This window comes from Rathayibacter sp. AY1F9 (assembly GCF_002932155.1).
In the GTDB taxonomy this organism is placed as follows: Bacteria; Actinomycetota; Actinomycetes; order Actinomycetales; family Microbacteriaceae; genus Rathayibacter.
Map to the genome: position 1 here is coordinate 176,545 of NZ_PSVA01000002.1, position 24,933 is coordinate 201,477.

Here is a 24,933-nt window from a genome sequence, read left to right on the forward strand (position 1 = left end):
TCGCGGAGGGGAGACGGGGGCCGGTCACCCGTAGAGTGGCCGGGTGGAAGCAGCCGACATCGCCGACGACATCACCGAGGTCCTCTACACCGAGGCCGAGATCCACGAGCGGATCCGCGCCCTGGCCCGCGCCATCGAGCGCGACTACGCGGGCGAGAACCTGCTCATCGTCGGGGTGCTGCGCGGCGCCGTGATGGTGATGGCCGATCTGGCCCGCGAGCTCAAGCTCGACATCGTCATGGACTGGATGGCCGTCTCGTCCTACGGGAGCGGCACCAAGTCCTCCGGCGTCGTGCGGATCCTGAAGGACCTCGACTCCGACATCACGAACCGCAAGGTGCTGATCGTCGAGGACATCATCGACTCCGGCCTCACGCTCTCGTGGCTGCAGGGCAACCTCCGCAGCCGCGGCGCCGAGTCCGTCGAGATCTGCGCGCTGTTCCGCAAGCCCGCGGCCGCCAAGGTCGAGGTCGACGTGGCCTACGTCGGCTTCGACATCCCGAACGAGTTCGTGATCGGCTACGGGCTCGACTACGCCGAGCGCTACCGCAACCTCCGCGATGTCGCCGTCCTCGCCCCGCACGTCTACGAGTAGCGCCGCGGACACCGCGCAGGAGAGCCTCGAGCGGCTCTTCGCGGTGCCCCTGCTGGGCTACCACATGAGCTACCCGACCTCGCTGCGGGCCGACCTCGAGTTCAACTACTGGTGGCTTGCGCACGCGATCGACGCGGCCGTCGACGCCTTCGAGCGCACGGGCGACGAGGCGCACCTGGAGCGTGCCCGGCGGATCCACCGGGCGATCCGCCTCCGCAACGGCGGGCGCCTGGTCAACGGCTACTTCGACGACATGATGTGGCTCGGCGGCGCGCTCGCCCGCCTCGGGGAGGCCTCCGGCGACCCGCGGTTCCTCGACCGGGCCGACCGCCTGTGGCGCTTCGCCGTCGCGAAGGGCTGGAACCTCCGCCACGGGGCGAGCCTCGCCTGGCGCCGCCGGCAGCTGGACTACAAGAACGCGCCCGCGAACGGCCCGTTCGCGATCCTCGGCGCGCGCCTGGAGCGGCTGCGACCGGACGGCCGGGAGGAGCTCTCGCGCGCCGCCCTCGACTGGATGCACGTGCGCCTCCGCGACGACGACACCGGCTTCGTCGCCGACGGCATCGGCCGCGAGGGCGGCTCCGCGCGCGACGACTGGGCCTTCAGCTACAACCACGCCGTCTACATCGGCGCGGCGCTCGCCCTGCACCGCCTGCGGCCCGACCCCCGCCTGGTCGCCCACGCCTCCCGCACGGCCGAGGACCTGCTGGACCGGCTCGCCCCCGATGGCGTCTTCGTCGACCAGGGCTCGGGGGACGGCGCCCTGTTCGGCGGCATCGCCTACCGGCACCTCGTCGACCTCGCCACGACGAGCGGAGTCGCGCCCGCGGTGGCGGCTCGCGTCCGCGGTTTCGTCACCGGCAGCGTCGCCGCGCTGCAGAGCTCGAGCGTCCGCCGCGGCGTGCTGCTGGCCGGGCCCCGGTGGGACGCGCCTCCGTCGCTGCCCGCCACGCTCTCGGCCGAGATCGGCGCCGTGCTCGCGCTGGAGGCGTCAGCGCGACTGGACCGGTCGCCGGTGCCGTCAGACTGACGGGGTGAAGGCACCCGAGAAGCGCACCGTCGCCGTCGTGATCAACCCGAGCAAGTTCGACGACGTCGGCGCCGCGGAGGACCTGGTCGCGACGATCGCGCGCCGCCACGGCTGGAACGAGCCGCTCTGGTTCGAGACCAGCCCGGGCGACTCCGGTGCCGCCGCGGCCCGCGCCGCGCTCGAGGCGGGCCCGGACCTGGTCTGCTCGATGGGCGGCGACGGCACCGTCCGCGCCGTCGCCACGGTGCTGCGCGGCACCGGCGTCCCCTACGGCCTGCTGCCCAGCGGCACGGGCAACCTCCTCGCGCGGAACCTCGGGATCCCGCTCGCCTCGCTGCCCGAGGCGGTCGAGATCGCCCTGCTCGGGCAGGACCGCGCCATCGACGTGGGCACGGCCGCGTTCGACGACGGCGAGGAGCGGGTGTTCATGGTGATGGGCGGGGTGGGCCTGGACGCCGAGATCATGGACAAGACGGACGAGGAGCTGAAGAAGCGGGTGGGCTGGGGCGCCTACTTCGCGGCGGGGGCGCCGGCGATGTTCAAGGCCGGATTCGAGGTGACCCTCACGATCGACGGCGCGGAGGAGCCTCCGCAGCGCTGCTTCATGGTGCTGGCCTGCAACTGCAGCTCCGTGGTGGCGAACATCGAGCTGGCCGCGGGCGCGGTGCTCGACGACGGCGACCTGGAGCTGGTGCTGCTGCGTCGGCGCTTCGGCCTCGCGCTGGATGTCGCGACCGGCAACCGCAACGGGCTCGCCTCCCTCCGGCAGTGGCCCGGCCGCGAGTTCTCGTTCGAGCTCGACCAGCCGGTGCTCGCCGAGCTGGACGGCGATCCGGTCGGCCGCACCCGCTCCGGGCGCTTCGGCGTGGATCCGGGCGCCCTGCTCGTGCGCCTGCCGGTGCCGACGCCGCGGAGCCCGGGACTGACTCCGCACGACTCGGTGATCGTCGATACGTCCGCCATCGCGACGCTGCTCCCGGAGCCGCCCTCCTCCTGATGCTTGCGCGCTCTTCTTTACGGTTGTAAGTTATCTGACGGACGTAAAGAAGGCGCTCCTCGCGCCGGGAAGAAGGACCCCGTGACCGATCCGCGGCTCACCCGCTCGCGCGAGCTCCTGCTCACCGCGATCACGAGTGCCCTCGACCGCCCGGGCGACGACCAGCCCTCCATCACGGAGCTCTGCGGCGCCGCGGGCGTCAGCCGCCCCACGTTCTACCAGCACTTCGGCGATGTGCCGTCCCTGATCGAGGCCGCCGCGGTGGAGCGGATGCACGCGCTGTTCGGCGACGTCGCTCCCGGCACCGCCCCCGCCGACTGGGAGGGCGCGGTCCCCCGCATCGTCCGTGGGCTCCTCGAGGGCCTGCTCGTGCACGCCGACTTCTACCGCCGCGTGCTGAGCGGAGGCACGGCCCGCGCCGTGCAGGAGTCGGTCGTCGCGTTCCTCGCGCAGCGGCTCCTCGCCTTCTCGCCCCTCGCCGAGCGCGGATCGGGCGGCGGCGACCATGCCCGCGTCGAGCGCTTCGCCGTCCTCCTCGCCGCCGGCACCACCTGGCTTGTCGTCGGCTGGCTCCTCGACGGCGACGCCCGCCGTCCCGCGGCCTCGGCCTCCGCCGACATCGCCGAGCTCCTCGTCACCGGAGTCGCCTCGCCGCGGCTCGCCGCCCTGCACTCCACGAAGTAGAAGGACCATGACCACCTCCCCGCTCCGCCGCGCCCTGCGCGCCGTGAACCCGCGCCTCGTCGTCGTCTTCGCCGCGATCGCGCTCATCCCGCTGATCTACGCGGGACTGCTGACCTCGGCCAACCTCGATCCCACGCACCACCTCGAAACGGTGCCCGCCGCGATCGTCAACGAGGACACCGGCGCGACCGCCTCGGACGGCTCCGCGCTCGCCCTCGGCGACGACCTGACCGAGCAGCTCACCACCGACACCTCCGGCTCGGACTTCGCCTGGACGGCGACCGGTGCCGACGAGGCGTCCCGCGAGCTCGCCTCCGGCGACGTCCTCGCCGTGCTGACGGTGCCGGCCGGCTTCTCGGCCGACGTCGCCTCCGTCGGCGGCGACGACCCCGCCGCGGCCGTGCAGGCGAAGCTGTCGATCGAGACGAACGACGCGGCCAACCTGATCGTCGGCAACATCGCCTCCACTATCGGCACCACCGTGACGAAGACGCTGGAGGAGAAGGTCGGCGCGACCTACCTCGAGAACGTCTACCTCGGCTTCACCGACGTGCACTCGAGCCTCGAGCAGGCGGCCGACGGCGCCGCTCAGCTGGCGGACGGCGCCGAAACCGCCGCGTCCGGCTCCTCCGAGCTGGTCGTCGGGCTCGCGCAGCTGCAGGACGGCACCGCGCAGCTGGCGACCGGCGCCGACTCCCTCCGCTCGGGCGCGGGGAGCGCGGCCTCCGGAGCGTCCGACCTCTCGTCGGGACTCCAGCGGATCGCGAGCGGGACCGGTCAGCTGCCCGACCAGGCGGCGGCGCTCGACACGGGAGCCCGCACGGTCGCCGACGGCGCCCAGCAGCTCGACGGCGGAGCGGCGTCGCTCGCCTCGGGCGCCGCCGACCTCGTCGCGGGGTCGTCGACCCTGAAGGACGGCGCGGCCTCGGCGGCGTCCGGCGCCGCGGCGCTGGCCACCAGGTCCGCCTCCCTCTCCGACGGAGCGGGGAAGGCCCTCGCAGGAGCCCAGCAGCTCGCGACCGGCGCGGGAGCGCTCGCGACCGCCACTCCGCAACTCGCCACCGGAGCGACCGGAGTCGACTCCGGCCTCGCCTCCCTGCTCTCTCGGTACGACTCGCTGTCCGACGCCCAGCGCGTGGCCGAGCTGACCGCCCTCGAGGAGGGTGCGGCCGCCCTCGCGGGCGGAGCCGCCTCGGCGGACGCGGGCGCGCAGACGCTCGCCTCCGGTGCGACCGCGCTCGTCGGCGACGACGGCAGCGGACTGACGGCGCTCGCCGCCGGTGCCGCCACGGTCTCGAGCGGAGCCGCCGACCTCGCGACCGGCACCGCCGCTCTGTCCACCGGGGCGACCTCCGCCGCCGACGGCGCCCAGAAGCTGCAGACCGGTGCGCAGGCCCTCGCCCAGGGAGCCGCGACCCTCGACGGCGGAGCCGCCCAGGTCGCCGGCGGAGTGGACACCCTCTCCGGCGCGGTCGGCCCGCTCACCAGCGGGATCGCCTCCGCGGCCGCCGGCGCCTCCGACCTCGCCTCCGGGACGGCCGCCCTCGCGACGGGCGCGTCGGACCTCGCGGACGGCGCCGAGACCGCCGCGACCGGCTCGGCCGACGCGGCCACCGGTTCGCAGGACCTCGCCGACGGGATCGACTCCCTCGCCTCCGGATCGCGCACCCTCGACACGAAGCTCTCGGACGGCGCGGACGACGTGCCCACCTACACCGGCGAGCAGGCGCAGGAGCTCAGCACCGTCGCGGCCGCCCCGGTCGGGATCGACGCCGAGCGGATGAACCGCGTGCCGTCCTACGGCTACGGCCTCGCCCCCTACTTCATGGCCCTCGCGCTCTGGGTCGGCGCGCTGGCCTTCTACCTGATGAGCGCCCCGCTCAGCTCCCGCCTCCTCGCCGCGCGCCGTCCAGCCTGGGTCATCGCACTGCGCAGCTACCTGCCCGGCGCGCTGATGGCGGTCGCCCAGGGCGTCCTGGCCGCGCTCGTCATCCGCTTCGGAGTGGGCGTCGAGGCGTCGAACCTGCCCGGGCTGATCGGGATCGCCGTGCTCACGAGCCTCACCTTCGTGGCGATCAACCAGGCGCTGATCGCGCTGCTGGACGCCCCGGGCCGATTCCTGGCGCTGCTGATGATCGTGCTGCAGCTGTCCTCGGCCGGAGGCACCTACCCGGTCGAGACCGCGCCCGCCTTCTTCCAGGCGATCCACGGGGTGCTGCCGCTGACCTGGACGGTGGAGGCGTTCCGCTCGCTGATCGCCGGCGGCAGCATCGGAGTCGCGCACGCGGTCCTGGTGCTCGTGCTCTGGCTGGTCGGGGCGCTCGCCGTGACCGTGCTGGCCGCCGCCCGCCGCCGCCGCGGCCTCGTGCCCGTCCTCCGCGACCCGGAGCCCCTCCTCGAGTCGGCCTGACGCGGCCGGGCGGTCCCGGTCCGTCCGCGCCTGCTGCCCCTCGTCGCGGCACGCCCCGCCCGGACACCTTCGCCCCCTCCGAGACCGCAGTAGTCGTCGCTGTCGAGCTCGAGTGCGACAACTCCTGCGCCCTCGCGGCGCGTCCTGCTCGGACACCTTCGCCTCCTTCCCGAGACCGTAGTAGTTGTCGCTGTCGAGCTCGAGTGCGACAACTCCTGCGCTCTCGCGGCGCGCCCCGCTCGAACACCTTCGCCCCCCCCGAGACCGCAGTAGTCGTCGCTGTCGAGCTCGAGTGCGACAACTCCTGCGTTCTCGCGGCGCGTCCTGCTCGGACACCTTCGCCTCCTTCCCGAGACCGCAGTAGTCGTCGCTGTCGAGCTCGAGTGCGACAACTCCTGCGCTCTCGCGGCGCGCCCCTACCGCCGAAGCGCCGATCCCCGCGACCTCCACCCGCAAGGCAGAGGACGCGGACCGGGAAACGCGTGCCAGCGTTTCCCGGCAGTCCGACAGCACCCGCTCTGCGGAACGCACCCCGTCGCGAAGCCGACCGCGCGCGGGGATGCGGCCCGCCGCATCCCCGCCGGACAACACCGCCCGCGGCCGTTCGGCCCACGGCGAACGCGTGGGCGGCGCTCAGAGTGCGGGAGGTAGCCTGGCAGGCACAATCTCCTCGTCAGAAAGGCGCCGGGTGTCGCACCCGCAACAAGCATGAACGTGAAGCGCATCTTCCGGGGTCCCATCCTCTACGTCGTCCTGGCGATCGTCGCGGTGTGGATCGGCTCCTCGCTGATCACCATGTCCGGCTTCCGGCCGGTCACGACGCAGGAGGGTCTCGACCTCCTGAAGGACGGCAAGGTCGACTCGGCGAAGATCGTGGACGGCGAGCAGCGCGTCGATCTCACGCTCAAGCAGGCCGACGGCGACAACGGCACGCAGGTGCAGTTCTACTACGTGGCCCCTCGCGGCGCGGAGGTCGTCGACGCGGTGTCCGCGGCCGATCTCGGCAGCACCGGCTACAACGACGAGGTTCCGCAGACCAACTGGTTCCTCTCGGCTCTCGGCTTCCTGCTCCCCATCCTGCTGATCGGCGCGTTCTTCTGGCTGATGCTCTCGGGCATGCAGGGCGGCGGCAACCGCGTCATGCAGTTCGGCAAGTCGAAGGCGAAGCTCGTCTCGAAGGAGTCGCCCAAGGTCACGTTCGGCGATGTCGCCGGCGCCGACGAGGCGATCGAGGAGCTGCACGAGATCAAGGAGTTCCTCAAGGAGCCCGCGAAGTTCCAGGCCGTCGGCGCCCGCATCCCGAAGGGCGTCCTGCTCTACGGCCCTCCCGGCACCGGCAAGACCCTGCTGGCGCGCGCGGTCGCGGGCGAGGCGGGCGTCCCCTTCTACTCCATCTCCGGATCGGACTTCGTCGAGATGTTCGTCGGCGTCGGCGCGAGCCGTGTCCGCGACCTGTTCCAGCAGGCGAAGGAGAACTCGCCGGCCATCATCTTCGTCGACGAGATCGATGCCGTCGGCCGCCACCGCGGCGCCGGGATGGGCGGCGGTCACGACGAGCGCGAGCAGACCCTCAACCAGCTGCTGGTCGAGATGGACGGCTTCGACGTCAAGACGAACGTCATCCTGATCGCGGCGACGAACCGCCCCGACATCCTCGATCCCGCGCTGCTGCGTCCGGGCCGCTTCGACCGCCAGATCGGCGTCGACGCCCCCGACCTGCTCGGCCGCAAGCGGATCCTCGAGGTCCACGGCCGCGGCAAGCCGCTCGCCGGCGGAGTCGACCTCGAGGTCGTCGCCCGGAAGACCCCGGGCTTCACCGGCGCCGACCTGGCCAACGTCCTCAACGAGGCCGCGCTGCTCACCGCCCGCTCCAACGCGCAGCTGATCGACAACCGCGCGCTCGACGAGGCCATCGACCGCGTCATCGCGGGGCCGCAGCGCCGCACGCGGGTCATGCGCGACAAGGAGAAGCTGATCACCGCCTACCACGAGGGCGGACACGCTCTGGCGGCGGCGGCGATGCGCCACACCGACCCCGTGACCAAGGTCACGATCCTGCCGCGCGGTCGCGCCCTCGGCTACACGATGGTGCTCCCGCTGGAGGACAAGTACTCCACGACCCGCAACGAGCTCCTCGACCAGCTCACGTACGCGATGGGCGGCCGCGTCGCGGAGGAGATCGTCTTCCACGACCCCACGACCGGAGCGTCGAACGACATCGAGAAGGCGACCTCCATCGCGCGCAAGATGGTCACCGACTACGGCATGTCCGCGAACGTCGGAGCGGTCAAGCTCGGCCAGTCGTCGGGCGAGATGTTCCTCGGCCGCGACATGGGCCACCAGCGCGACTACTCCGAGCAGATCGCCGAGACGGTCGATGCCGAGACGCGCCAGCTCATCGAGCAGGCGCACGACGAGGCGTGGCAGGTCATCAACGACAACCGCGACATCCTCGACCGCCTCGCGATGGAGCTGCTCGAGAAGGAGACGCTCGACCACGACCAGCTGGCCGAGATCTTCAAGGACGTCCGCCGCATCGACGAGCGCCCGCAGTGGCTCTCGAGCGACAAGCGCCCCCTGTCCGACCTGCCGCCCATCGCGGTCCCGGTCGCCAAGGCGCCGATCGACTCGGGTGCGACCGACGGGGGAGTCTCCTCCGCCGGTGCGGACGAGGTCGCGCCGAAGCGTCCGCCGCTGATCAACCCGCGCCCCGCGACGGCGTAGCGCGCGCGTGCCCGTCGACAAGGCGCGCATCGAGGCGGCCGTCGCCGAGATCCTCGCGGCCATCGGGGACGACCCGGGCCGCGAGGGACTCCTCGACACGCCGCGGCGGTTCGCCGAGGCGTACGAGGAGTTCTTCGGCGGGTTCGACGACGACGCCGCGGCCCAGCTGACCGAGACGTTCGCGGTGGTGGAGGGCGGCCAGGAGTCGCCGCTCGACCAGACGGTGATCGTGCGCGACCTCGCCTTCCGCTCCGTCTGCGAGCACCACCTCCTGCCGTTCCTCGGCGTCGCGCACATCGCCTACCGGCCGCGCGACCGGGTCGTCGGCCTCGGCCGGCTGCCGCGTGTGGTCGAGACGGTCGCGTCGCGACCGCAGATCCAGGAGCGGATGACCGAGCAGATCGCCGACGCGCTCGAGCAGGGCCTCGCTCCCGAGGGAGTGCTCGTCGTGGTCGACGCCGAGCACGGCTGCGTGCGGATGCGCGGGCCGCGCCAGACCGCGAGCTCGACCGTGACGGTCGCCGCCCGCGGCTCCCTCGCCGACCCGGCCGCCCGCGCCGAGATCATCGCGCTGATCGGCGCCGCCCGGGAGGAGTGACGTGGCCACCACCGTCGCCGACCTCACGCCGACCGGCCGCGCCGCGCTCCTCGGGATCCTCAACGTCACTCCGGACTCGTTCAGCGACGGCGGCCGCTGGCTGTCCGTCGACGACGCCGTCCGCCACGGCCTCGACCTGACCCGGCCCGCCGGGGACGGACCCGCCGCGTTCGGCGCGGATCTGGTCGACGTCGGCGGCGAGAGCACCCGCCCCGGTGCGGCGCGCGTCGACTCCGCCGCCGAGCAGGGCCGCGTGCTGCCCGTCGTCCGCGCCCTCGCCGCGGAGGGGGTGCGCGTCAGCATCGACACGATGAGCGCCGCCACAGCGGAGGCCGCTCTGGACGCGGGCGCCGTCGTCGTCAACGACGTCTCCGGCGGCCTCGCCGATCCGCGGATGCTCCCGCTCGTCGCCGAGCGCGGCGCCGTCTACATCGCGATGCACTGGCGCGGGCACAGCGCGGGCATGACCGCTCTCGCGTCATACGGCGACGTGGTGGCGGACGTCCGCGGCGAGCTCGCGCGCCGCGTCGACGCCGCCCGTGAGGCCGGGATCCGGGACGACCGCCTCCTGCTCGACCCCGGCCTCGGCTTCGCGAAGGTCGGCGCGCACGACTGGGCTCTGCTGGCCGGGCTCGACGCGATCGTCTCGCTGGGCTTCCCGGTCCTGGTCGGCCACTCGCGCAAGCGGTTCCTCGCTCCGTTCGCCCCCGCCGGCGCCCCGGCCGCCGAGCGCGACGAGGTCTCCGCCATGCTGAGCCTCGTCGCCGCCGAGCACGGCGCCTGGGGCGTCCGGGTCCACGACGTCCGCTCGTCCGCCCGCGCCCTGGCCCTCGCCGCCCGACTCCAGGAGGAGACCCCGTGACCGCGATCGACCCCGCCGCCCTGGCCGTGCGCGACTCCATCACCCTCACCGGGCTGCGCGTGCGCGCGCACCACGGCGTCTTCGACTTCGAGCGCGAGAACGGCCAGGACTTCGTGATCGACGCGACAGTCTGGCTCGACACCGCGCCGGCGGCCGAGGGCGACGCGCTGGCCGAGACGGTGCACTACGGCGAGCTCGCGATCGCCCTGGCCGACGCGGTGACCCGCGACCCGGTCGACCTCATCGAGACCCTGGCCGAGCGCCTCGCCCGGGTGGCCCTGGGCTTCGCCGCCGCCGACGTCGTCCGCATCACCGTCCACAAGCCGGACGCGCCGATCCCGCTGCCGTTCGAGGACGTCGCCGTGCAGATCACGAGGACCCGCTCGTGAGGCCGCGGCAGGAGCGCGTCCGCCCGGTGCGCCACGTCGTGCTCGCGCTCGGCAGCAACCTCGGCGACCGCCTGGCGCACCTCGAGGAGGCGCTGCGGGCCCTCGCCACGACGCCGGGCCTGCGCATCGAGGCGGTGTCCAAGGTCGTCGAGTCGCCCGCGTGGAAGCCCGAGGGCGTCGACGAGGACGCGCCCGGGTACCTCAACGCGGTCGTGACCGGCTCGACCGTCCTCGAGCCCGACGACCTGCTCGCGGCGACGGCGGCGATCGAATCGGCCGGCGGCCGGATCCGCGGCGAGGGCGAGGAGCGCTGGGGCGACCGGACCCTCGACATCGACGTGATCGCGGTCGGCGGCGTGCTCCGCGACGACCCGCACCTGACCCTCCCGCACCCGCGGGCCGCCGAGCGGGCGTTCGTGCTCGAGCCGTGGCTCGACGCCGAGCCGGCGGCGGTCCTTCCCGGAGCCGGACCCGTGGCCGAGCTGCGCGCACGGGCGACCGACCGCGTGACCGACCACCCGGCCGGGTTGACCTGGCCGGGGCGCGACTCCGCCCGCGGCACCACCGCCGACCCCGAGAGCAGGACCCCGTGAGGCGCACCCGCATCAGCACCCTGCTCGGACTCGGCCTCGCCGGGGCCGTCGCGGGGTTCCTCCTCGACCTCGCGATCGCCGCCGCCGGCCGCCCCGTGCTCATCCCGCCGCTGACGGTTCCGCTGACCCTGATCGTGGTCGCAGCCCTCGTGCTCGGCTTCGCCGTCCCGATCCACCGCGCCACGAAGGGCACGCTGCGCCGGCCCATCGATCCGTTCCGGGCGATGCGCGTCGTGGTGCTGGCGAAGGCGTCCAGCCATGTCGGTGCTCTGCTGCTCGGAGCCTCCGGCGGCATCCTGGTGTACTTGCTGAGCCGTGCGATCCCTTCGCTAGGCTCCGTGTGGCAGGACGTCGCGACCATCGTGGGTGCGCTCGTCCTGCTGGTGGCCGGCCTGGTCGCCGAGCACCTGTGCACCATCCCGCCGAGCGACGACGACGACACCGCCGTAGGCGAGGTGAACCACGCCTGACGCCGACGCCCGGACCGCCGCGGGCAGTGAGGACGACGCCATGCCCGCCGAGCCCGAGGACGCGTCGCCGACGACCCGCCGCGACGCGAGGGGACGCCGGCGGAACCGCCTCGACATCACGGGGGAGTGGCGCCGCGTCTCGCCCCGGTACGTCGCGGTCGAGATCGTGTCGGCCGTCGTGTCGAGCGTGCTGCTGCTCGCCGTGCCCGTGGTGCTGATGCTGATCGGCCTGCCGTGGGGCTGGATCCCGCTGGCCGCCGCGGCCGCCCTCGCGGTGACCCTCCTGATCGTGGCCCCGCGCCGTGCGCGCGCCTACGGCTACCTCCTGCGCCAGGACGACCTGCTCTTCCGCCGCGGCATCATGTTCCAGCGCTTCGTGTCGGTGCCGTACGGGCGGATGCAGCTCATCGACGTCAACCGCGGGCCGCTCGCCCGGGCGCTCGGCCTCGCCGACCTCCGCTTCGTCACCGCCGCCGCGGCGACCGGCGTCAGCATCCCGGGCCTGGCCGAGCAGGATGCGGAGGAGCTCCGCGACCGCCTGGTCGAGCTCGCCGAGTCGCGCCGGGCCGGCCTGTGACCGAGCTCCGCGCCGTCGAGACGGACCTCGCCGACGGGGAGTGGCACCGCCTCCATCCCGCGACCCCGGTCCTCAAGGGTGGGATCGGCCTGCTGGTCGTCCTCGGCATCGTGATCACGAACCTCCGCGAGCGCCTGGTCGAGCTGTTCCTGCCCGGGCCGGAGGGCTTCGAGAGCGGCGATCCGGTCGACGAGCTGCTGCGCCGCGGCCTCGTCGGCTGGGCGCTGCTGGCGGTCGCGGTGGGCCTGGCGGTCGCCGTCTTCGCGTTCTGGCTGTCCTGGCGGATGCACACCTTCCGCATCACGGACGAGCTCGTCGAGGTGCGCTCCGGCGTGCTCTTCCGGACCAACCGGCGGGCGCGGCTGGACCGCATCCAGGGCATCGCGGTGCAGCGTCCGCTGTTCGCCCGGCTGTTCGGGGCCGCGAAGCTCGAGGTGAGCGTGGCCGGGCAGGACGCGAACGTCCAGCTGTCGTACCTCGGCTCGCGGCTGGTGGACGCCCTGCGCCGCGACATCCTGCGGCTCGCGTCCGGGGTGCGCGAGCGGGAGGCGACGGTCGACGGTGCGGCTCCGGCGGGCGGGTTTCTGGCGCGCCGGCTGGAGGAGTTCGGCGAGCCTCAGGACGAGACGCCGCCCGAGTCGGTCGTCTCGATCCCGCCGGGCCGGCTCCTCGGCTCGCTCGTCTTCAGCGGCTTCACGCTGTTCCTGGCCGTCTCGGTCGTCGCCGTGGTGTTCGTCGCCGTCTACGGCTCGCCCTACGTGCTCTTCGCGATCCTGCCGGGCCTGATCGGCTCGGGCAGCTACTACGTCCGCCAGTTCGTGCGCTCGCTCCGGTACTCGATCGCCGCGACGCCCGACGGAGTGCGGGTCGGCTACGGCGTGCTCTCGACCAGCAGCGACACGATCCCGCCCGGCCGGATCCACGCCGTCGAGATCACGCAGCCGCTGCTCTGGCGCCCCTTCGGCTGGTGGCAGGTGCGGATCGACCGCGCCGGCCACGCGGCCTCCCGCGGGGCGAACGGCGAGCCGAACACCACGATCCTGCCCGTGGGCGACCTCGCCGCCGTCGAGCGCGTCCTCGCCCTCCTGCTGCCCGGACCGGCCGAGGGAGCGGAGTCGACGCCCGTCGGAGACGCGCTCCGGCACCGCGACGCGGCCGGCTTCACCCGGGCGCCGCGCTCGGCGGTGTGGCTCCGCCCCTTCTCGTTCCGGAGGACCGGGTACCGGCTGACGGACGAGGTCGCGATCCTGCGCAGCGGAGCGGTCTGGCGGCGGGTCGCCGTGGTGCCCCTGGCGCGGATGCAGAGCGTCGGGGTCCAGCAGGGACCGCTCCAGCGCCTGCTCGGGCTGGCCTCGGCGCGCGTGCACACGGTGGCCGGCCCCGTCACTCCGCTCGTGCCGGTGATGAGCGCGGCCGACGGGCTCGCCTTCTTCGAGAGCCTCGCGACGGCCGGAGTGCGGGCCGCCGACCGCGACGCGAGCCACCAGTGGGGGCGGCGCGCGGCCGCACCCGCCCTGCCCGTCTGGCCCGCTCCGGAGGGGGAACCGCATGCCTGAGAACCGCCGCGACGGACGCCTGGGCGTCGGCGTGATCGGTGCCGGACGCGTGGGCCCGGTGCTCGGTGCCGCGCTCGCCGGGGCCGGCCACGCCGTGATCGGAATCGCCACCACCAGCGAGAGCGGCCGCGAGCGCGCCGACGCGCTGCTCCCCGGAGTCCCCGTGCTCGCGATCCCCGAGCTCGTCGAGCGCAGCGAGCTGGTGATCGTCGCCGTCCCCGGGAGCGAGATCGCCGCCCTGGTCGCGGGGCTCGCCGCGACCGGAGCGTGGCAGCCCGGCCAGCTGGTGCTGCACACGGCACCCGAGCACGGCTATGGGGTGCTCGCTCCGGCGCTCGCCTCCGGGGTCATCCCCCTGGCAGTCCACCCGGCGATGGCCTTCAGCGGCACCAGCCTCGACCTGGCGCGCCTCGCCGAGACCTACTTCGCCGTGTCGGCACCGGGCCCGGTGCTGCCGATCGCGCAGGCGCTGGTGGTCGAGATGGGCGGGGAGCCGGTCACCGTGGCGGAGTCGGACCGCGCCGCCTACGCGGAGGCCGTCTCGACCGCCACGACCTTCTCGACGGCGATCGTCGACCAGGCGGCGGGACTGCTGGCGGGCATCGGCGTCGAGAAGCCGGGCTTCTTCCTCTCCAGCCTCGTCCGCTCCTCCGTCGACGACGCCCTGCGCCGCGCGGCGGGCTGACGCGCGGTGCCGCTCGTGACGCCGCTCCCCGGGTGGGACGCCGCTCGGGAGGCGGCGCCTCGCGGAGGAGCACGGCGTCTCGGTGCCGAGGGCCCGGGCGGCCGTGGGACCGCCGGTAGCATCGTCGGGTGATCAGCACCGTCCACCGCATCGGCGACCTCCGCGAGCGGCTGCAGGAGGCGCGGCGGGCCGGTCGGCGCATCGCGCTCGTGCCGACGATGGGCGCCCTGCACGCCGGGCACCTCGCCCTCGTCGAGCGGGCGCGCGAGCTGGCCGACGTCGTCGTCGTGTCGGTGTTCGTGAATCCGCTGCAGTTCGGTCCGACCGAGGACCTGGACCGCTACCCGCGCGACCTCGAGGGCGACACCGCCCTGCTCGACGCGGCCGGGGCCGACCTCCTCTTCGCTCCGGGAGTCGCCGAGATGTACCCCGACGGGCCGTCCTCCACGAGGGTCGTCGCGGGCGAGGTCGGCGGCCTCTACGAGGGGCGCGCGCGGCCGGGGCACTTCGACGGGATGCTCACCGTCGTCGCCAAGCTCCTGAGCATCGCCCAGCCGGACGTCGCGGTCTTCGGGCAGAAGGACGCGCAGCAGCTGTTCCTCGTGCGCCGCATGGTCCGCGACCTCGACCTGCCCGTGGAGATCGAGGGCGTCGGCATCGTGCGGGAGGAGGACGGGCTCGCCCGCTCCAGCCGCAACCGCTACCTCGACGAGGAGCAGCGCCGCGCGGGCCTCGTGCTGCCGCGCCTCCTCGCGGCCGCCGCGGAAGCCGCGGACCGCGGTGCCGCCGCGGCGATCGAGGCCGCCGAGGCCGTCGCGCACGCCGAGCCGCTCGTTAAGCTGGACTACCTCGTCGTCGTGGATCCCGCGACGCTCCTCCCGGTCGACGCCGACCACCGCGGCCCGGCACTCGTGCTCGTCGCCGCGATCGTCGGCACCACCCGCCTCCTCGACAACGCCCCGATCCTGCTCGCCTGATCGCGGCCGTCCGCCCCGAACCGAAAGCACCGCGACCCCTCATGGCCGACACCCCCGACGTCCCCGAGACCACGACCCCCGCCGCCGAGCAGTCCGCCGCCGAGCAGGCCGCCGCCGAGCGGGCCGCGCAGCAGGAGGCCTCCGAGCAGAAGGCCGTCCGCCTCGCCAAGCGCGAGCGCCTGCTCGAGCTCGCGGGCGACGACCTCGGCGCCGGCGCCTACCCCGTCGCGGTCGGAGTCACCGACACCATCGCGGCCGTCCGGGCGCGACACGAGGGCATCGAGCCGGACGTGAAGACCGGCGAGCGCGTCGGCCTCGCGGGCCGCGTGGTGTTCCAGCGCAACACGGGCAAGCTCTGCTTCGCGACGCTGCAGGCCGGCGACGGCGAGCGGATCCAGGCCATGGTCTCGCTCGGCGACGTGGGCGAGGAGTCGCTGGCGGCGTGGAAGGAGCTCGTCGACCTGGGCGACCACCTCTTCGTCGAGGGCGAGGTCGTCTCGAGCAAGCGCGGCGAGCTGAGCGTGTGGGTGTCGGAGTGGACGATCGCCGCGAAGGCGATCCTGCCGCTGCCGAACCTGCACAACGAGCTCGGCGACGAGACCCGGATGCGCCAGCGCTACCTCGACCTGATCGTGCGCCCCCAGGCCCGCGAGACGGTCGTCACCCGCGCCCGCGTGAACGCCTCTCTCCGCGACACCTTCGCCTCGCACGAGTTCCTCGAGGTCGAGACCCCGATGCTGCAGGTGATGCACGGCGGCGCCTCCGCCCGCCCCTTCGCCACGCACTCGAACGCGTTCGACACCGAGCTGTACCTGCGCATCGCGCCCGAGCTCTACCTCAAGCGCGCCGTCGTCGGCGGCATCGACCGGGTCTTCGAGATCAACCGCAACTTCCGCAACGAGGGCGCGGACTCCACGCACTCGCCCGAGTTCGCGATGCTCGAGGCCTACCAGGCGTACGGCGACTACAACTCGATCGCCGACCTGACCCAGGAGCTGATCCAGAACGCGGCCCAGGCCGTCGCGGGCTCGCAAGTGGTCACCTGGGCCGACGGCACCGAGTTCGACCTCGGCGGCCGGTGGGACCGCATCTCGATGTACGAGAGCCTGTCGCTCGCGGCCGGCATCGCGATCACGCCGGAGACGGAGCTCGCCGAGCTCGAGACCCTCGCCGCGCGCGAGGGCGTCGAGGTGCACGTCCCTACGCACGGCAAGTACGTCGAGGAGCTGTGGGAGCACTTCGTGAAGGGCGGCCTGACGCGTCCGACCTTCGTGATGGACTTCCCCGTCGACACCTCGCCGCTCGTGCGCGCGCACCGCAGCATCCCGGGCGTCGTCGAGAAGTGGGACCTCTACGTCCGCGGCTTCGAGCTGGCCACCGGCTACTCCGAGCTGATCGACCCGGTCGTGCAGCGCGAGCGCTTCGTCGAGCAGGCCCGCCAGGCCGCCGCGGGCGACGACGAGGCGATGCGCCTGGACGAGGACTTCCTCCGCGCCCTCGAGCACGGCATGCCCCCCACCGGCGGCATGGGCATGGGCATCGACCGCCTCCTGATGGCGATCACCGGCCTCGGGATCCGCGAGACGATCCTGTTCCCGCTCGTCAAGTAGGGTCGCAGGAGCCGAGGGGGAGACATGGTCAGGGCATCGAGCATCGTCGCGGCCGTCGCGGCGGGCGTCCTCACGATCGCGCAGTTCGGAGTGGGGACCGCGGTCGCCGCGAGCGTCCTCACCTCCTCCGGCGACGTCGGCACCGCGCTGGCCGACCGGCGGGCGGCCGAGGCGTTCACGCCCGACCCCACGATCGCCGGCTTCGCGGAGCGGACCGCCATGTCGGACCGCGGCCGCGCCCTCTACTACGCGTCGAGCCCGTCGGTCGAGCCGACCGCCGGCTTCAACGACCTCTGCGGCTACGGCGCCTCCGACGACATCGTCCTCGGCTGCTACACCGGCACCAGCATCTACATCTCGGACGTCGCCAATCCCGACCTCGACGGGATCCGCGACGTGACGGCGGCCCACGAGATGCTGCACGCCGCGTGGGTGCGGCTCGACGCGGAGGAGCAGGCCGAGCTGGGCGACGAGCTCGAGGCCGCGTACGAGACCCTCCCGCAGGACGGCACGATCGCCGAGCGCCTCGAGCTGTACCGCACCGGTGGCCTCGGCGAGCGCGTCAACGAGCTGCACTCGATCCTGGGGACCGAGGTGGCCGACCTGCCGCCGGCGCTCGAGGCGCACTACGCCGAGTTCTTCGACGACCGCTCCGTCGTCGTGGGCCTGAACGCCCGCTACGAGGCGGTCTTCACCGATCTCGAGAACCGCATCGAGGACCTGGTCTCCCGGATCGAGACGATGTACGCCGACCTCACGGCGCGGGTCGACGCGAACAACGCCGAGTACGACGCGCTCAACGTCGAGATCGACGACTTCAACTCGCGCGCCGACAGCGGCGACTTCGGATCGACGGCCGAGTTCGAGACGGAGCGCGCCGATCTGCTCGCCCGCAGCCAGGCCGTCGACGCCACCCGCGCCGCCATCGACGCGGACATCGCCGTGTACGACGGCCTGCGCTCGGAGCTGGAGGGCCTCAACTCCGACGCCGCGGCGTTGAACAAGTCGGTCGAGAGCCAGTAGCGCCCAGCGCCCGCGAAGGCCGCTGGGCGCACGGGCCTCCGGGCTCACGGCTCCCGCGCCGGTGCCGCGGGTAGGATCGCCGCATGGACTGGGAGCTGTGGAACCAGGGGCTGTGGGCCCTCGTGCCGACGATCACGGTCGGAGCCATCTTCTGGTTCGTGATGCGCGCCCTCATCCGCTCGGACCGCAACGAGCGCCGCGCGTACGACCGCATCGAGGCCCGCGAGCGCGAGCGCCGCGGCCTGCCTCCCCGCGACGCCTCCTGACCACCGCCGCCGCGCGGGTGCCTCCCGCGCCCGCTGAGCGGCTCCGCACGACGAACGAGGAGGCGCGGTGCCCGCACCCGACTGGGCCGTGATCCTCCCGATCGCGGCCGTCGTCGTCGAGCTCGTGGTCCGCGTGATCGCCGTGATCGTCGTGCCGCGGAACCGCCGTCCGACCACCGGCCTCGCCTGGCTGATGGCGATCTTCCTGATCCCGTACGTCGGCATCCTGCTGTTCCTCTTCATCGGGAGCTACCGGCTGCCGCGCAAGCGCCGCCGGAAGCAGCAGGAGATCAACCGGTTCATCCTGGAGTCGACCGACGGCATCGACCGCGTCGCCCGGGAGCACCCGTGGCCGCAGTGGCTGGAGTCGGTGGTCACCCTCAACCGCAACCTCGGCGCGATGCCGCTGGTCGGCGGGAACGACGCGCGCCTCCAGGGCGACTACGAGCAGACCATCCGCGCGATGGCCGCCGAGATCGACCGCGCCCGCCGGTACGTGCACTGCGAGTTCTACATCCTCGCCGCCGACTCGACCACCGCGCCCTTCTTCGACGCGCTCGACCGCGCGGTGGCCCGCGGGGTGCGGGTGCGGATCCTCCTCGACCACATCGCGTCGATCCGCGTGCCCGGCTACTACAGCGGCACCCACCGCCGACTGCGCGCCCTCGAGCGGGCGGGCGCCTCGTGGTCGTACATGCTCCCCGTGCGGCCGTGGCGCGGGCAGTACCAGCGGCCGGACCTGCGCAACCACCGCAAGCTGCTGATCGTCGACGGCAACGCGGCCTTCATGGGCTCGCAGAACGTCGTCGACTCCAGCTACAACAAGCGCGGCAACATCCGTCGCGGCCTGCACTGGCACGACCTGATGGTGCGCCTCGAGGGGCCGGTGGTGCAGGGCATCAACGCCATCTTCATCACCGACTGGTACAGCGAGACCGACGAGCTGCTCCTGCGGGAGTCGGAGCCGATGGAGGCGCTGCAGCAGCGCGACACGATCGACTGCCAGGTGGTGCCGAGCGGGCCGGGGTTCGAGGGCGAGAACAACCTGCGGCTGTTCCTGACGCTGCTCTACTCGGCGCAGAAGTCGATCATCATCACCAGCCCGTACTTCGTGCCCGACGAGGCGATGCTCTACGCGATCACCACGGCGACCCGGCGGGGCGTGCACGTGGAGCTCTTCGTCTCCGAGATCGGCGACCAGGCCGTGGTCTACCACGCCCAGCGCTCGTACTACGAGACGCTGCTGACCGCGGGCGTGCGCATCTGGATGTACCGCAAGCCGACCATCCTGCACGCGAAGCACTTCACGATCGACGACGACGTCGCCGTGATCGGCTCGAGCAACATGGACATGCGCTCCTTCACGCTCAACCTCGAGGTCTCGCTCATGGTGCGCGGCTCGGAGTTCGTCGAGGACCTGCGCCAGGTGCAGCAGGACTACCGCGAGCACTCCCGCGAGCTGACCCTCCGCGAGTGGCGGCAGCAGCCGCTCCGCTCGACCCTGCTCGACAACCTGGCGCGGCTCACCTCGGCGCTGCAGTAGCGCGGCTCCCGTCCGCCCGCCGGCGGAGGATGCGCGGGACCGATTCGTCGCGCAAGTCCCTGTGCGGGCCGCCGCGCCCCGCGTAGCGTCGGAGCGTCCTCAGCACCATCCGGTTCCGCCTGCCCGGCGCCGGGTTCGAGAAGGGAACGGACATGACGGCATCCCGTACGACGCGCATCCTCATCCTCGGCGGCGGCTACGTCGGCCTGTACACGGCCTGGGGCCTCGAGAAGAGACGGGGGGAGGCGCCGATCGACGTCACCGTCGTCGAGCCGAACCCCTACATGACCTACCAGCCGCTGCTGCCCGAGGTCGCCGGCGGCCACGTCCAGCCGCGCCACGTCACGGTGCCGCTGGTCTCCGCGCTCAAGCGCACCCGCGTGATCCGCGGCGCGATCACCGGCGTGAGCCTCGCCGAGCGCAGCGCCACCGTCGCCGCGATGGACGGCTCCACCCGCACGATCGAGTTCGACCAGGTCGTCTTCGCGCTCGGAGCCGTCACCCGCACGTTCCCCACGCCGGGCCTCGCCGAGCACGGCATCGGCTTCAAGACGGTGGAGGAGGCGGCGCACCTGCGCGACCGCGTCATCGAGAACATCGCGAAGGCGGCGCTCACCACCGATCCCGCCGAGCGCCGGCGCCTGCTCACCTTCGTCTTCGTCGGCGGCGGCTACACCGGCGTCGAGGCGCTGAGCGAGCTGCTCGACCTCAGCCGCAAGACCCTCGCCGCACAGCCCTCCCTCTCGATGGGCGACGTGACCTGGCACCTCGTCGAGGCGCTGGACCGGGTCGCCCCCGAGGTCGGTCCCGAGCTCTCGAAGTGGACGCTCGACCACCTCCGCTCGCGCGGCGTGCACGTGCACCTGAAGACGACGATGCCCTCCTGCGAGGACGGCGTCGTGGAGCTCTCCTCCGGCGAGCGCATCCCGACGGCCACGATCGTGTGGACCGCCGGCGTGAAGCCGAACCCGATCCTCGACGCGACCGACGCGCCCCGCGGGCCGAAGGGCCACGTCATGGCGGATGCGCGCCTGCGGGTCATCCGCGAGGACGGCGAGCCGGTGGGCGGCGCCTGGGCGGCCGGCGACGGCGCGCAGGTGCCGGACCTCACCAGCGAGAAGCAGCCCGCGTACTACCCGCCGAACGCGCAGAACGCCGTTCGGCAGGCCAAGCTCCTGGCGCGCAACATCATCGCCGACCTCACCGGAGGCACCGTGGAGGAGTACCGCCACGCCTCCGTCGGGACCGTCGCCGAGTACGGCATCGGCAAGGGCGCGGGCCTGATCAAGGGCGTGAAGCTGCGCGGCCTCCCCGCCTGGCTCGCCCACCGCGCCTACCACGGAGCGGCGATGCCGACCCTGGACCGCAAGTGGCGGATCATCACGGGCTGGCTCGTCGACGCCGTCACTCCGCGCGACCTCTCGCCGATGAGCGCGCTGCAGGATCCGCGCCGCGCCTTCCGCGAGACGGCCGAGGCCACCGATCGCGAGGCCGCTGCGAAGGCCGCCGCGAAGAAGGAGTCGGACGCGTCCTGACGCGCCGGTGAGAGCGCGGGAGTCGCGGTGGTCGAGCGGGATCATCGCGACTTCCGCGCTCCCGCGTCGGCGGCCCCGCCTCGGAGCGCCTCGGCCTGACGGTCTCGGCTCAGGCCCGGCGGCGCGGCTTGAGGCGCACGGTCGGCAGCACGGGCGCGGGGAGCGCGCGTCCGCCGTACCCGTCGACGGTGCCGAACGGTCCCGCGGGATCCGCCCCGGCGATCACGTCGGACTGCCAGCGCTCGCGGGCGGCCGCCACGTCGTCGTGGCTGCGGCCGACGAAGTTCCACCACATCACCAGCTCCTCGGCGAACGGCTCGCCGCCGAGCAGCACCACGCGGGCTCCCGCGTCCCCGGCGGTCAGCACCAGGTGCGAGCGGCCGGGCGTCAGGTAGGCGAGGTCCGAGCGCGGGACGTCCGCACCCTCGACCGCCACCGGGCCGGCGTCGACGAGCACGCCGTACTCCCACGACTCCTCGACCGGCAGCTCGACCCGGGCACCCGGTTCGAGGTCGATCTGCGCGGCGACCAGCGGAGTGAAGGTGCTCGCGGGCACCGACGCGCCCAGCATCCCTCCGACGAAGACGCGCACCAGCGCGCCGGGCAGCTCCACGGGAACGCCGCGGTGGTGCTCGAAGAACGGATCGACGAGCCGTGCCTCCTCGGGCAGCGCGACCCAGAGCTGCACTCCGTGCAGGACGGGCGCGCCCCCGGTCGAGACCTCCGAGTGCGAGATGCCGCGTCCGGCCGTCATCAGGTTGAGCTCGCCCGGGCGCACCACGGCGAGGCTGCCGACGCTGTCGCGGTGCTCGATCTCGCCCTCGAAGAGCCAGCTCACGGTCTGCAGGCCGGTGTGCGGGTGCGGCGGGACGTCCATCCCGGCCTCCTCGCCGAGCCGCACCGGGCCGTAGTGGTCGGCGAAGCACCATGCGCCGATCGTCGAGCGCGAGCGCTGGGGGAGGGTGCGGCGCACCTCGATCGCGCGCGGACCGCCGAGCGGGACGAGCCGCGCCGCCAGGATCTCGACTGCGCCGGACTCGCGAGGGTCCGGCTCCGCGGCGACGGGGAGCTCGTCGGGATGCTCCTCCAGGTTGCTCATGCGGGAAGTGTATGCCTTCGCATGGACCGGTGGACCGGACCGCCGCCCGCACCCCTCCGGATCGCGTGCACGCCCAGGGCGAACAGGCCTGCTCACCGGGGGGAGCGCTGGTTACAGTCGACGTATCGGAGCCCACCCCTGCGGGTTCTGTAGGGAGTGACAGCATGTTCGAGAGATTCACCGATCGCGCGCGGCGCGTCGTCGTCCTGGCCCAGGAAGAGGCCAAGATGCTCAATCACAACTACATCGGCACGGAGCACATCCTGCTCGGCCTGATCCACGAGGGCGAGGGAGTGGCCGCCAAGGCGCTCGAGTCCCTCGGGATCTCGCTCGACGCTGTGCGCGAGCAGGTGCAGGACATCATCGGCCAGGGGCAGCAGCAGCCGACCGGCCACATCCCCTTCACGCCTCGGGCGAAGAAGGTCCTCGAGCTGTCCCTGCGCGAAGCGCTGCAGCTCGGCCACAACTACATCGGGACCGAGCACATCCTGCTCGGCCTCATCCGCGAGGGCGAGGGCGTCGCCGCTCAGGTGCTGGTCAAGCTCGGTGCCGACCTGAACCGCGTGCGCCAGCAGGTCATCCAGCTGCTCTCCGGCTACCAGGGCAAGGAGCAGGTCGCCGTGGGCGGTGAGCAGCAGCAGCCTCAGGGGGGATCGCAGATCCTCGACCAGTTCGGACGCAACCTCACCCAGGCGGCGCGCGACAACAAGCTCGACCCGGTCATCGGGCGCGAGAAGGAGATCGAGCGGGTCATGCAGATCCTCTCCCGCCGCTCCAAGAACAACCCCGTCCTGATCGGCGAGCCCGGCGTCGGCAAGACCGCCGTCGTCGAGGGCCTCGCCCAGGCGATCGTGCGCGGCGACGTGCCCGAGACGCTGAAGGACAAGCAGCTCTACACGCTCGACCTCGGCTCGCTCATCGCCGGATCCCGCTACCGCGGTGACTTCGAGGAGCGCCTGAAGAAGGTCACGAAGGAGATCCGCACCCGCGGCGACATCATCACCTTCATCGACGAGATCCACACCCTCGTCGGCGCAGGGGCCGCTGAGGGCGCGATCGACGCCGCCTCGATCCTCAAGCCGCTGCTCGCCCGCGGCGAGCTGCAGACCATCGGCGCGACCACGCTCGACGAGTACCGCAAGCACTTCGAGAAGGACGCCGCTCTCGAGCGCCGCTTCCAGCCGATCCAGGTCGCGGAGCCGTCGCTGCCCCACACGATCAACATCCTCAAGGGCCTGCGCGACCGCTACGAGGCGCACCACAAGGTGTCCATCACCGACGGCGCGATCGTCTCGGCGGCCAACCTGGCCGACCGCTACATCAGCGACCGCTTCCTCCCCGACAAGGCGATCGACCTGATCGACGAGGCCGGCGCACGCCTGCGCCTCTCGATCCTCTCGGCGCCGCCGGAGCTGCGCGACTTCGACGACCGCATCGCCGTGGTCCGCTCCGCCAAGGAGGCCGCGATCGAGGACCAGGACTTCGAGAAGGCCGCGTCGCTCCGCGACGAGGAGAAGCAGCTGCTCGGTGAGCGCCTGCGCCTCGAGAAGCAGTGGAAGTCGGGCGACGTCAAGGCCACCGGCGTGGTCGACGAGGGCCTGATCGCCGAGGTCCTCGCCCAGGCGACGGGCATCCCGGTCTTCAAGCTCACGGAGGAGGAGTCCTCGCGGCTCGTCTTCATGGAGAAGGCCCTGCACCAGCGCGTCATCGGCCAGGAGGAGGCCATCGCGGCACTCTCGCGGACGATCCGCCGCACCCGCGCGGGCCTCAAGGACCCCAAGCGCCCCTCGGGCTCGTTCATCTTCGCCGGCCCCACGGGCGTCGGGAAGACCGAGCTGGCCAAGGCGCTCGCCGAGTTCCTCTTCGACGACGAGAACGCGATGATCTCGCTCGACATGTCGGAGTACGGCGAGAAGCACACCGTCTCGCGGCTGTTCGGCGCCCCTCCCGGGTTCGTCGGCTTCGAGGAGGGCGGCCAGCTCACCGAGAAGGTGCGCCGCAAGCCGTTCAGCGTGGTCCTCTTCGACGAGATCGAGAAGGCGCACCCGGACATCTTCAACTCGCTCCTCCAGATCCTGGAGGAGGGTCGACTGACCGACGGCCAGGGCCGTGTCGTCGACTTCAAGAACACCGTCATCATCATGACCACCAACCTCGGTGCTCGTGACATCGCCGGTGGTCCCGTCGGGTTCCAGATCGAGGGCGACAACGCCACCGGCTACGACCGCATGCGCGGCAAGGTCAACGAGGAGCTCAAGAAGCACTTCAAGCCCGAGTTCCTCAACCGCGTGGACGACGTCATCGTCTTCCCGCAGCTGTCGAAGCCCGAGCTGCTCCAGATCGTCGACCTCTTCATCAAGCGCCTGGGCGACCGCCTGCTCGACCGCGACATGACGGTGGAGCTGACGCAGCCGGCCAAGGAGCGCCTGATCGAGGTCGGGTTCGACCCGGCCCTCGGTGCGCGCCCCCTGCGCCGGGCGATCCAGCGCGAGATCGAGGACCAGCTGTCCGAGCGGATCCTGCACGGCGAGCTCGGCGCCGGAGACCACATCCACGTGGACTTCGCCGACAACAGGTTCGTCTTCACCACGACCCCGCGTCTGATCTCGATCAGCGCCGGCGCGTCCACCGGAGCGGCCACGGCCGGCCCGGCGACGCCCGACCTGATGTCGTAGCAGGCTCCCGGACGACCCCGTGCCCGTCCCCTCTC

22 protein-coding genes are annotated in these 24,933 nt (G+C 72.8%); 21 read left to right on the forward strand and 1 reads right to left on the reverse strand.

Going from position 1 to position 24,933, the window contains the following annotated elements; translation table 11 throughout:
* Positions 1-43 precede the first annotated feature (43 nt).
* The 20 genes from hpt (at position 44) to C5C37_RS02590 (ending at position 21,124) form a co-directional block, all read left to right on the forward strand.
* A complete protein-coding gene (gene hpt, locus C5C37_RS02500) occupies positions 44-595 on the forward strand; it encodes a hypoxanthine phosphoribosyltransferase (protein ID WP_104238400.1) in 552 nt (183 codons plus the stop codon).
* Positions 561-1,625 carry a glycoside hydrolase family 76 protein gene (locus tag C5C37_RS02505; RefSeq protein WP_104297268.1) on the forward strand — a complete coding sequence of 355 codons (1,065 nt, stop codon included), beginning with the start codon at positions 561-563 and terminating at the stop codon, positions 1,623-1,625. The genes hpt and C5C37_RS02505 overlap by 35 nt, the downstream gene beginning before the upstream one ends.
* Before the next feature lie 4 nt (positions 1,626-1,629).
* The gene (locus C5C37_RS02510; protein ID WP_104297269.1) at positions 1,630-2,622 is read left to right on the forward strand and encodes a diacylglycerol kinase family protein; all 993 of its coding nucleotides are present in this window, start codon (positions 1,630-1,632) and stop codon (positions 2,620-2,622) included.
* A gap of 81 nt (positions 2,623-2,703) precedes the next feature.
* The gene (locus C5C37_RS17345; RefSeq protein WP_104224106.1) at positions 2,704-3,306 is read left to right on the forward strand and encodes a TetR/AcrR family transcriptional regulator; all 603 of its coding nucleotides are present in this window, start codon (positions 2,704-2,706) and stop codon (positions 3,304-3,306) included.
* A 7-nt stretch (positions 3,307-3,313) separates the two neighbouring features.
* On the forward strand, positions 3,314-5,716 hold the full coding sequence (locus C5C37_RS02515) for a YhgE/Pip domain-containing protein (protein ID WP_181127358.1): 2,403 nt from the start codon (positions 3,314-3,316) through the stop codon (positions 5,714-5,716).
* Positions 5,717-6,424: 708 nt separating this feature from the next.
* A complete protein-coding gene (ftsH, locus tag C5C37_RS02520; RefSeq protein ID WP_104224104.1) occupies positions 6,425-8,440 on the forward strand; it encodes an ATP-dependent zinc metalloprotease FtsH in 2,016 nt (671 codons plus the stop codon).
* Positions 8,441-8,447: 7 nt separating this feature from the next.
* Complete coding sequence (gene folE / locus C5C37_RS02525; protein ID WP_104338404.1) at positions 8,448-9,038, forward strand: GTP cyclohydrolase I FolE; 591 nt, start codon at positions 8,448-8,450, stop codon at positions 9,036-9,038.
* 1 nt (position 9,039) lies between these two features.
* Entirely contained in the window at positions 9,040-9,900 is an 861-nt protein-coding gene (gene folP, locus C5C37_RS02530) for a dihydropteroate synthase (protein ID WP_104309499.1), read from the forward strand.
* Entirely contained in the window at positions 9,897-10,289 is a 393-nt protein-coding gene (gene folB, locus C5C37_RS02535; protein WP_104347803.1) for a dihydroneopterin aldolase, read from the forward strand. Before folP ends, folB begins: the two co-directional genes overlap by 4 nt.
* Positions 10,286-10,882: a 2-amino-4-hydroxy-6-hydroxymethyldihydropteridine diphosphokinase gene (gene folK / locus C5C37_RS02540; RefSeq protein ID WP_104309500.1), complete on the forward strand. Its 597-nt coding sequence runs from the start codon at positions 10,286-10,288 to the stop codon at positions 10,880-10,882. The genes folB and folK overlap by 4 nt, the downstream gene beginning before the upstream one ends.
* A complete protein-coding gene (locus C5C37_RS02545; RefSeq protein WP_104224100.1) occupies positions 10,879-11,352 on the forward strand; it encodes a DUF3180 domain-containing protein in 474 nt (157 codons plus the stop codon). Before folK ends, C5C37_RS02545 begins: the two co-directional genes overlap by 4 nt.
* A gap of 40 nt (positions 11,353-11,392) precedes the next feature.
* On the forward strand, positions 11,393-11,929 hold the full coding sequence (locus C5C37_RS02550) for a PH domain-containing protein (RefSeq protein WP_104224099.1): 537 nt from the start codon (positions 11,393-11,395) through the stop codon (positions 11,927-11,929).
* Positions 11,926-13,485: a PH domain-containing protein gene (locus tag C5C37_RS02555; RefSeq protein ID WP_104338405.1), complete on the forward strand. Its 1,560-nt coding sequence runs from the start codon at positions 11,926-11,928 to the stop codon at positions 13,483-13,485. Before C5C37_RS02550 ends, C5C37_RS02555 begins: the two co-directional genes overlap by 4 nt.
* The gene (locus tag C5C37_RS02560; protein ID WP_104224097.1) at positions 13,478-14,170 is read left to right on the forward strand and encodes a Rossmann-like and DUF2520 domain-containing protein; all 693 of its coding nucleotides are present in this window, start codon (positions 13,478-13,480) and stop codon (positions 14,168-14,170) included. The genes C5C37_RS02555 and C5C37_RS02560 overlap by 8 nt, the downstream gene beginning before the upstream one ends.
* A gap of 128 nt (positions 14,171-14,298) precedes the next feature.
* Positions 14,299-15,147 carry a pantoate--beta-alanine ligase gene (gene panC / locus C5C37_RS02565; RefSeq protein ID WP_104249705.1) on the forward strand — a complete coding sequence of 283 codons (849 nt, stop codon included), beginning with the start codon at positions 14,299-14,301 and terminating at the stop codon, positions 15,145-15,147.
* 41 nt (positions 15,148-15,188) lie between these two features.
* Positions 15,189-16,757 carry a lysine--tRNA ligase gene (gene lysS / locus C5C37_RS02570; RefSeq protein WP_104338406.1) on the forward strand — a complete coding sequence of 523 codons (1,569 nt, stop codon included), beginning with the start codon at positions 15,189-15,191 and terminating at the stop codon, positions 16,755-16,757.
* A 24-nt stretch (positions 16,758-16,781) separates the two neighbouring features.
* Positions 16,782-17,780 carry a hypothetical protein gene (locus C5C37_RS17350; RefSeq protein WP_104255539.1) on the forward strand — a complete coding sequence of 333 codons (999 nt, stop codon included), beginning with the start codon at positions 16,782-16,784 and terminating at the stop codon, positions 17,778-17,780.
* A gap of 83 nt (positions 17,781-17,863) precedes the next feature.
* Positions 17,864-18,046 carry a hypothetical protein gene (locus C5C37_RS02580; protein WP_104224094.1) on the forward strand — a complete coding sequence of 61 codons (183 nt, stop codon included), beginning with the start codon at positions 17,864-17,866 and terminating at the stop codon, positions 18,044-18,046.
* A 67-nt stretch (positions 18,047-18,113) separates the two neighbouring features.
* On the forward strand, positions 18,114-19,589 hold the full coding sequence (gene cls / locus C5C37_RS02585; RefSeq protein ID WP_104224093.1) for a cardiolipin synthase: 1,476 nt from the start codon (positions 18,114-18,116) through the stop codon (positions 19,587-19,589).
* A gap of 152 nt (positions 19,590-19,741) precedes the next feature.
* On the forward strand, positions 19,742-21,124 hold the full coding sequence (locus C5C37_RS02590) for an NAD(P)/FAD-dependent oxidoreductase (protein WP_104272976.1): 1,383 nt from the start codon (positions 19,742-19,744) through the stop codon (positions 21,122-21,124).
* A 109-nt stretch (positions 21,125-21,233) separates the two neighbouring features.
* On the opposite strand, the gene C5C37_RS02595 is transcribed toward C5C37_RS02590, so the two are convergent.
* The gene (locus C5C37_RS02595) at positions 21,234-22,223 is read right to left on the reverse strand and encodes a pirin family protein (protein ID WP_104338407.1); all 990 of its coding nucleotides are present in this window, start codon (positions 22,221-22,223) and stop codon (positions 21,234-21,236) included.
* Between the two features lie 164 nt (positions 22,224-22,387).
* On the opposite strand from C5C37_RS02595, the gene C5C37_RS02600 reads away from it, so the two are divergent.
* Entirely contained in the window at positions 22,388-24,898 is a 2,511-nt protein-coding gene (locus C5C37_RS02600) for an ATP-dependent Clp protease ATP-binding subunit (RefSeq protein ID WP_104234294.1), read from the forward strand.
* The last annotated feature ends 35 nt before the right edge of the window (positions 24,899-24,933 follow it).

Bases quoted from the DNA above. Each gene is read 5' to 3' on its own strand.
- C5C37_RS02550 (WP_104224099.1), top strand. From the start codon at position 11,393: ATGCCCGCCGAGCCCGAGGACGCGTCGCCGACGACCCGCCGCGACGCG.
- lysS (WP_104338406.1), top strand. From the start codon at position 15,189: ATGGCCGACACCCCCGACGTCCCCGAGACCACGACCCCCGCCGCCGAG.
- C5C37_RS17350 (WP_104255539.1), top strand. From the start codon at position 16,782: ATGGTCAGGGCATCGAGCATCGTCGCGGCCGTCGCGGCGGGCGTCCTC.
- C5C37_RS02600 (WP_104234294.1), top strand. From the start codon at position 22,388: ATGTTCGAGAGATTCACCGATCGCGCGCGGCGCGTCGTCGTCCTGGCC.
- C5C37_RS02515 (WP_181127358.1), top strand. From the start codon at position 3,314: ATGACCACCTCCCCGCTCCGCCGCGCCCTGCGCGCCGTGAACCCGCGC.
- C5C37_RS02590 (WP_104272976.1), top strand. From the start codon at position 19,742: ATGACGGCATCCCGTACGACGCGCATCCTCATCCTCGGCGGCGGCTAC.
- C5C37_RS02505 (WP_104297268.1), top strand. From the start codon at position 561: ATGTCGCCGTCCTCGCCCCGCACGTCTACGAGTAGCGCCGCGGACACC.
- ftsH (WP_104224104.1), top strand. From the start codon at position 6,425: ATGAACGTGAAGCGCATCTTCCGGGGTCCCATCCTCTACGTCGTCCTG.
- C5C37_RS02595 (WP_104338407.1), bottom strand. From the start codon at position 22,223: ATGAGCAACCTGGAGGAGCATCCCGACGAGCTCCCCGTCGCCGCGGAG.
- C5C37_RS02560 (WP_104224097.1), top strand. From the start codon at position 13,478: ATGCCTGAGAACCGCCGCGACGGACGCCTGGGCGTCGGCGTGATCGGT.
- C5C37_RS02580 (WP_104224094.1), top strand. From the start codon at position 17,864: ATGGACTGGGAGCTGTGGAACCAGGGGCTGTGGGCCCTCGTGCCGACG.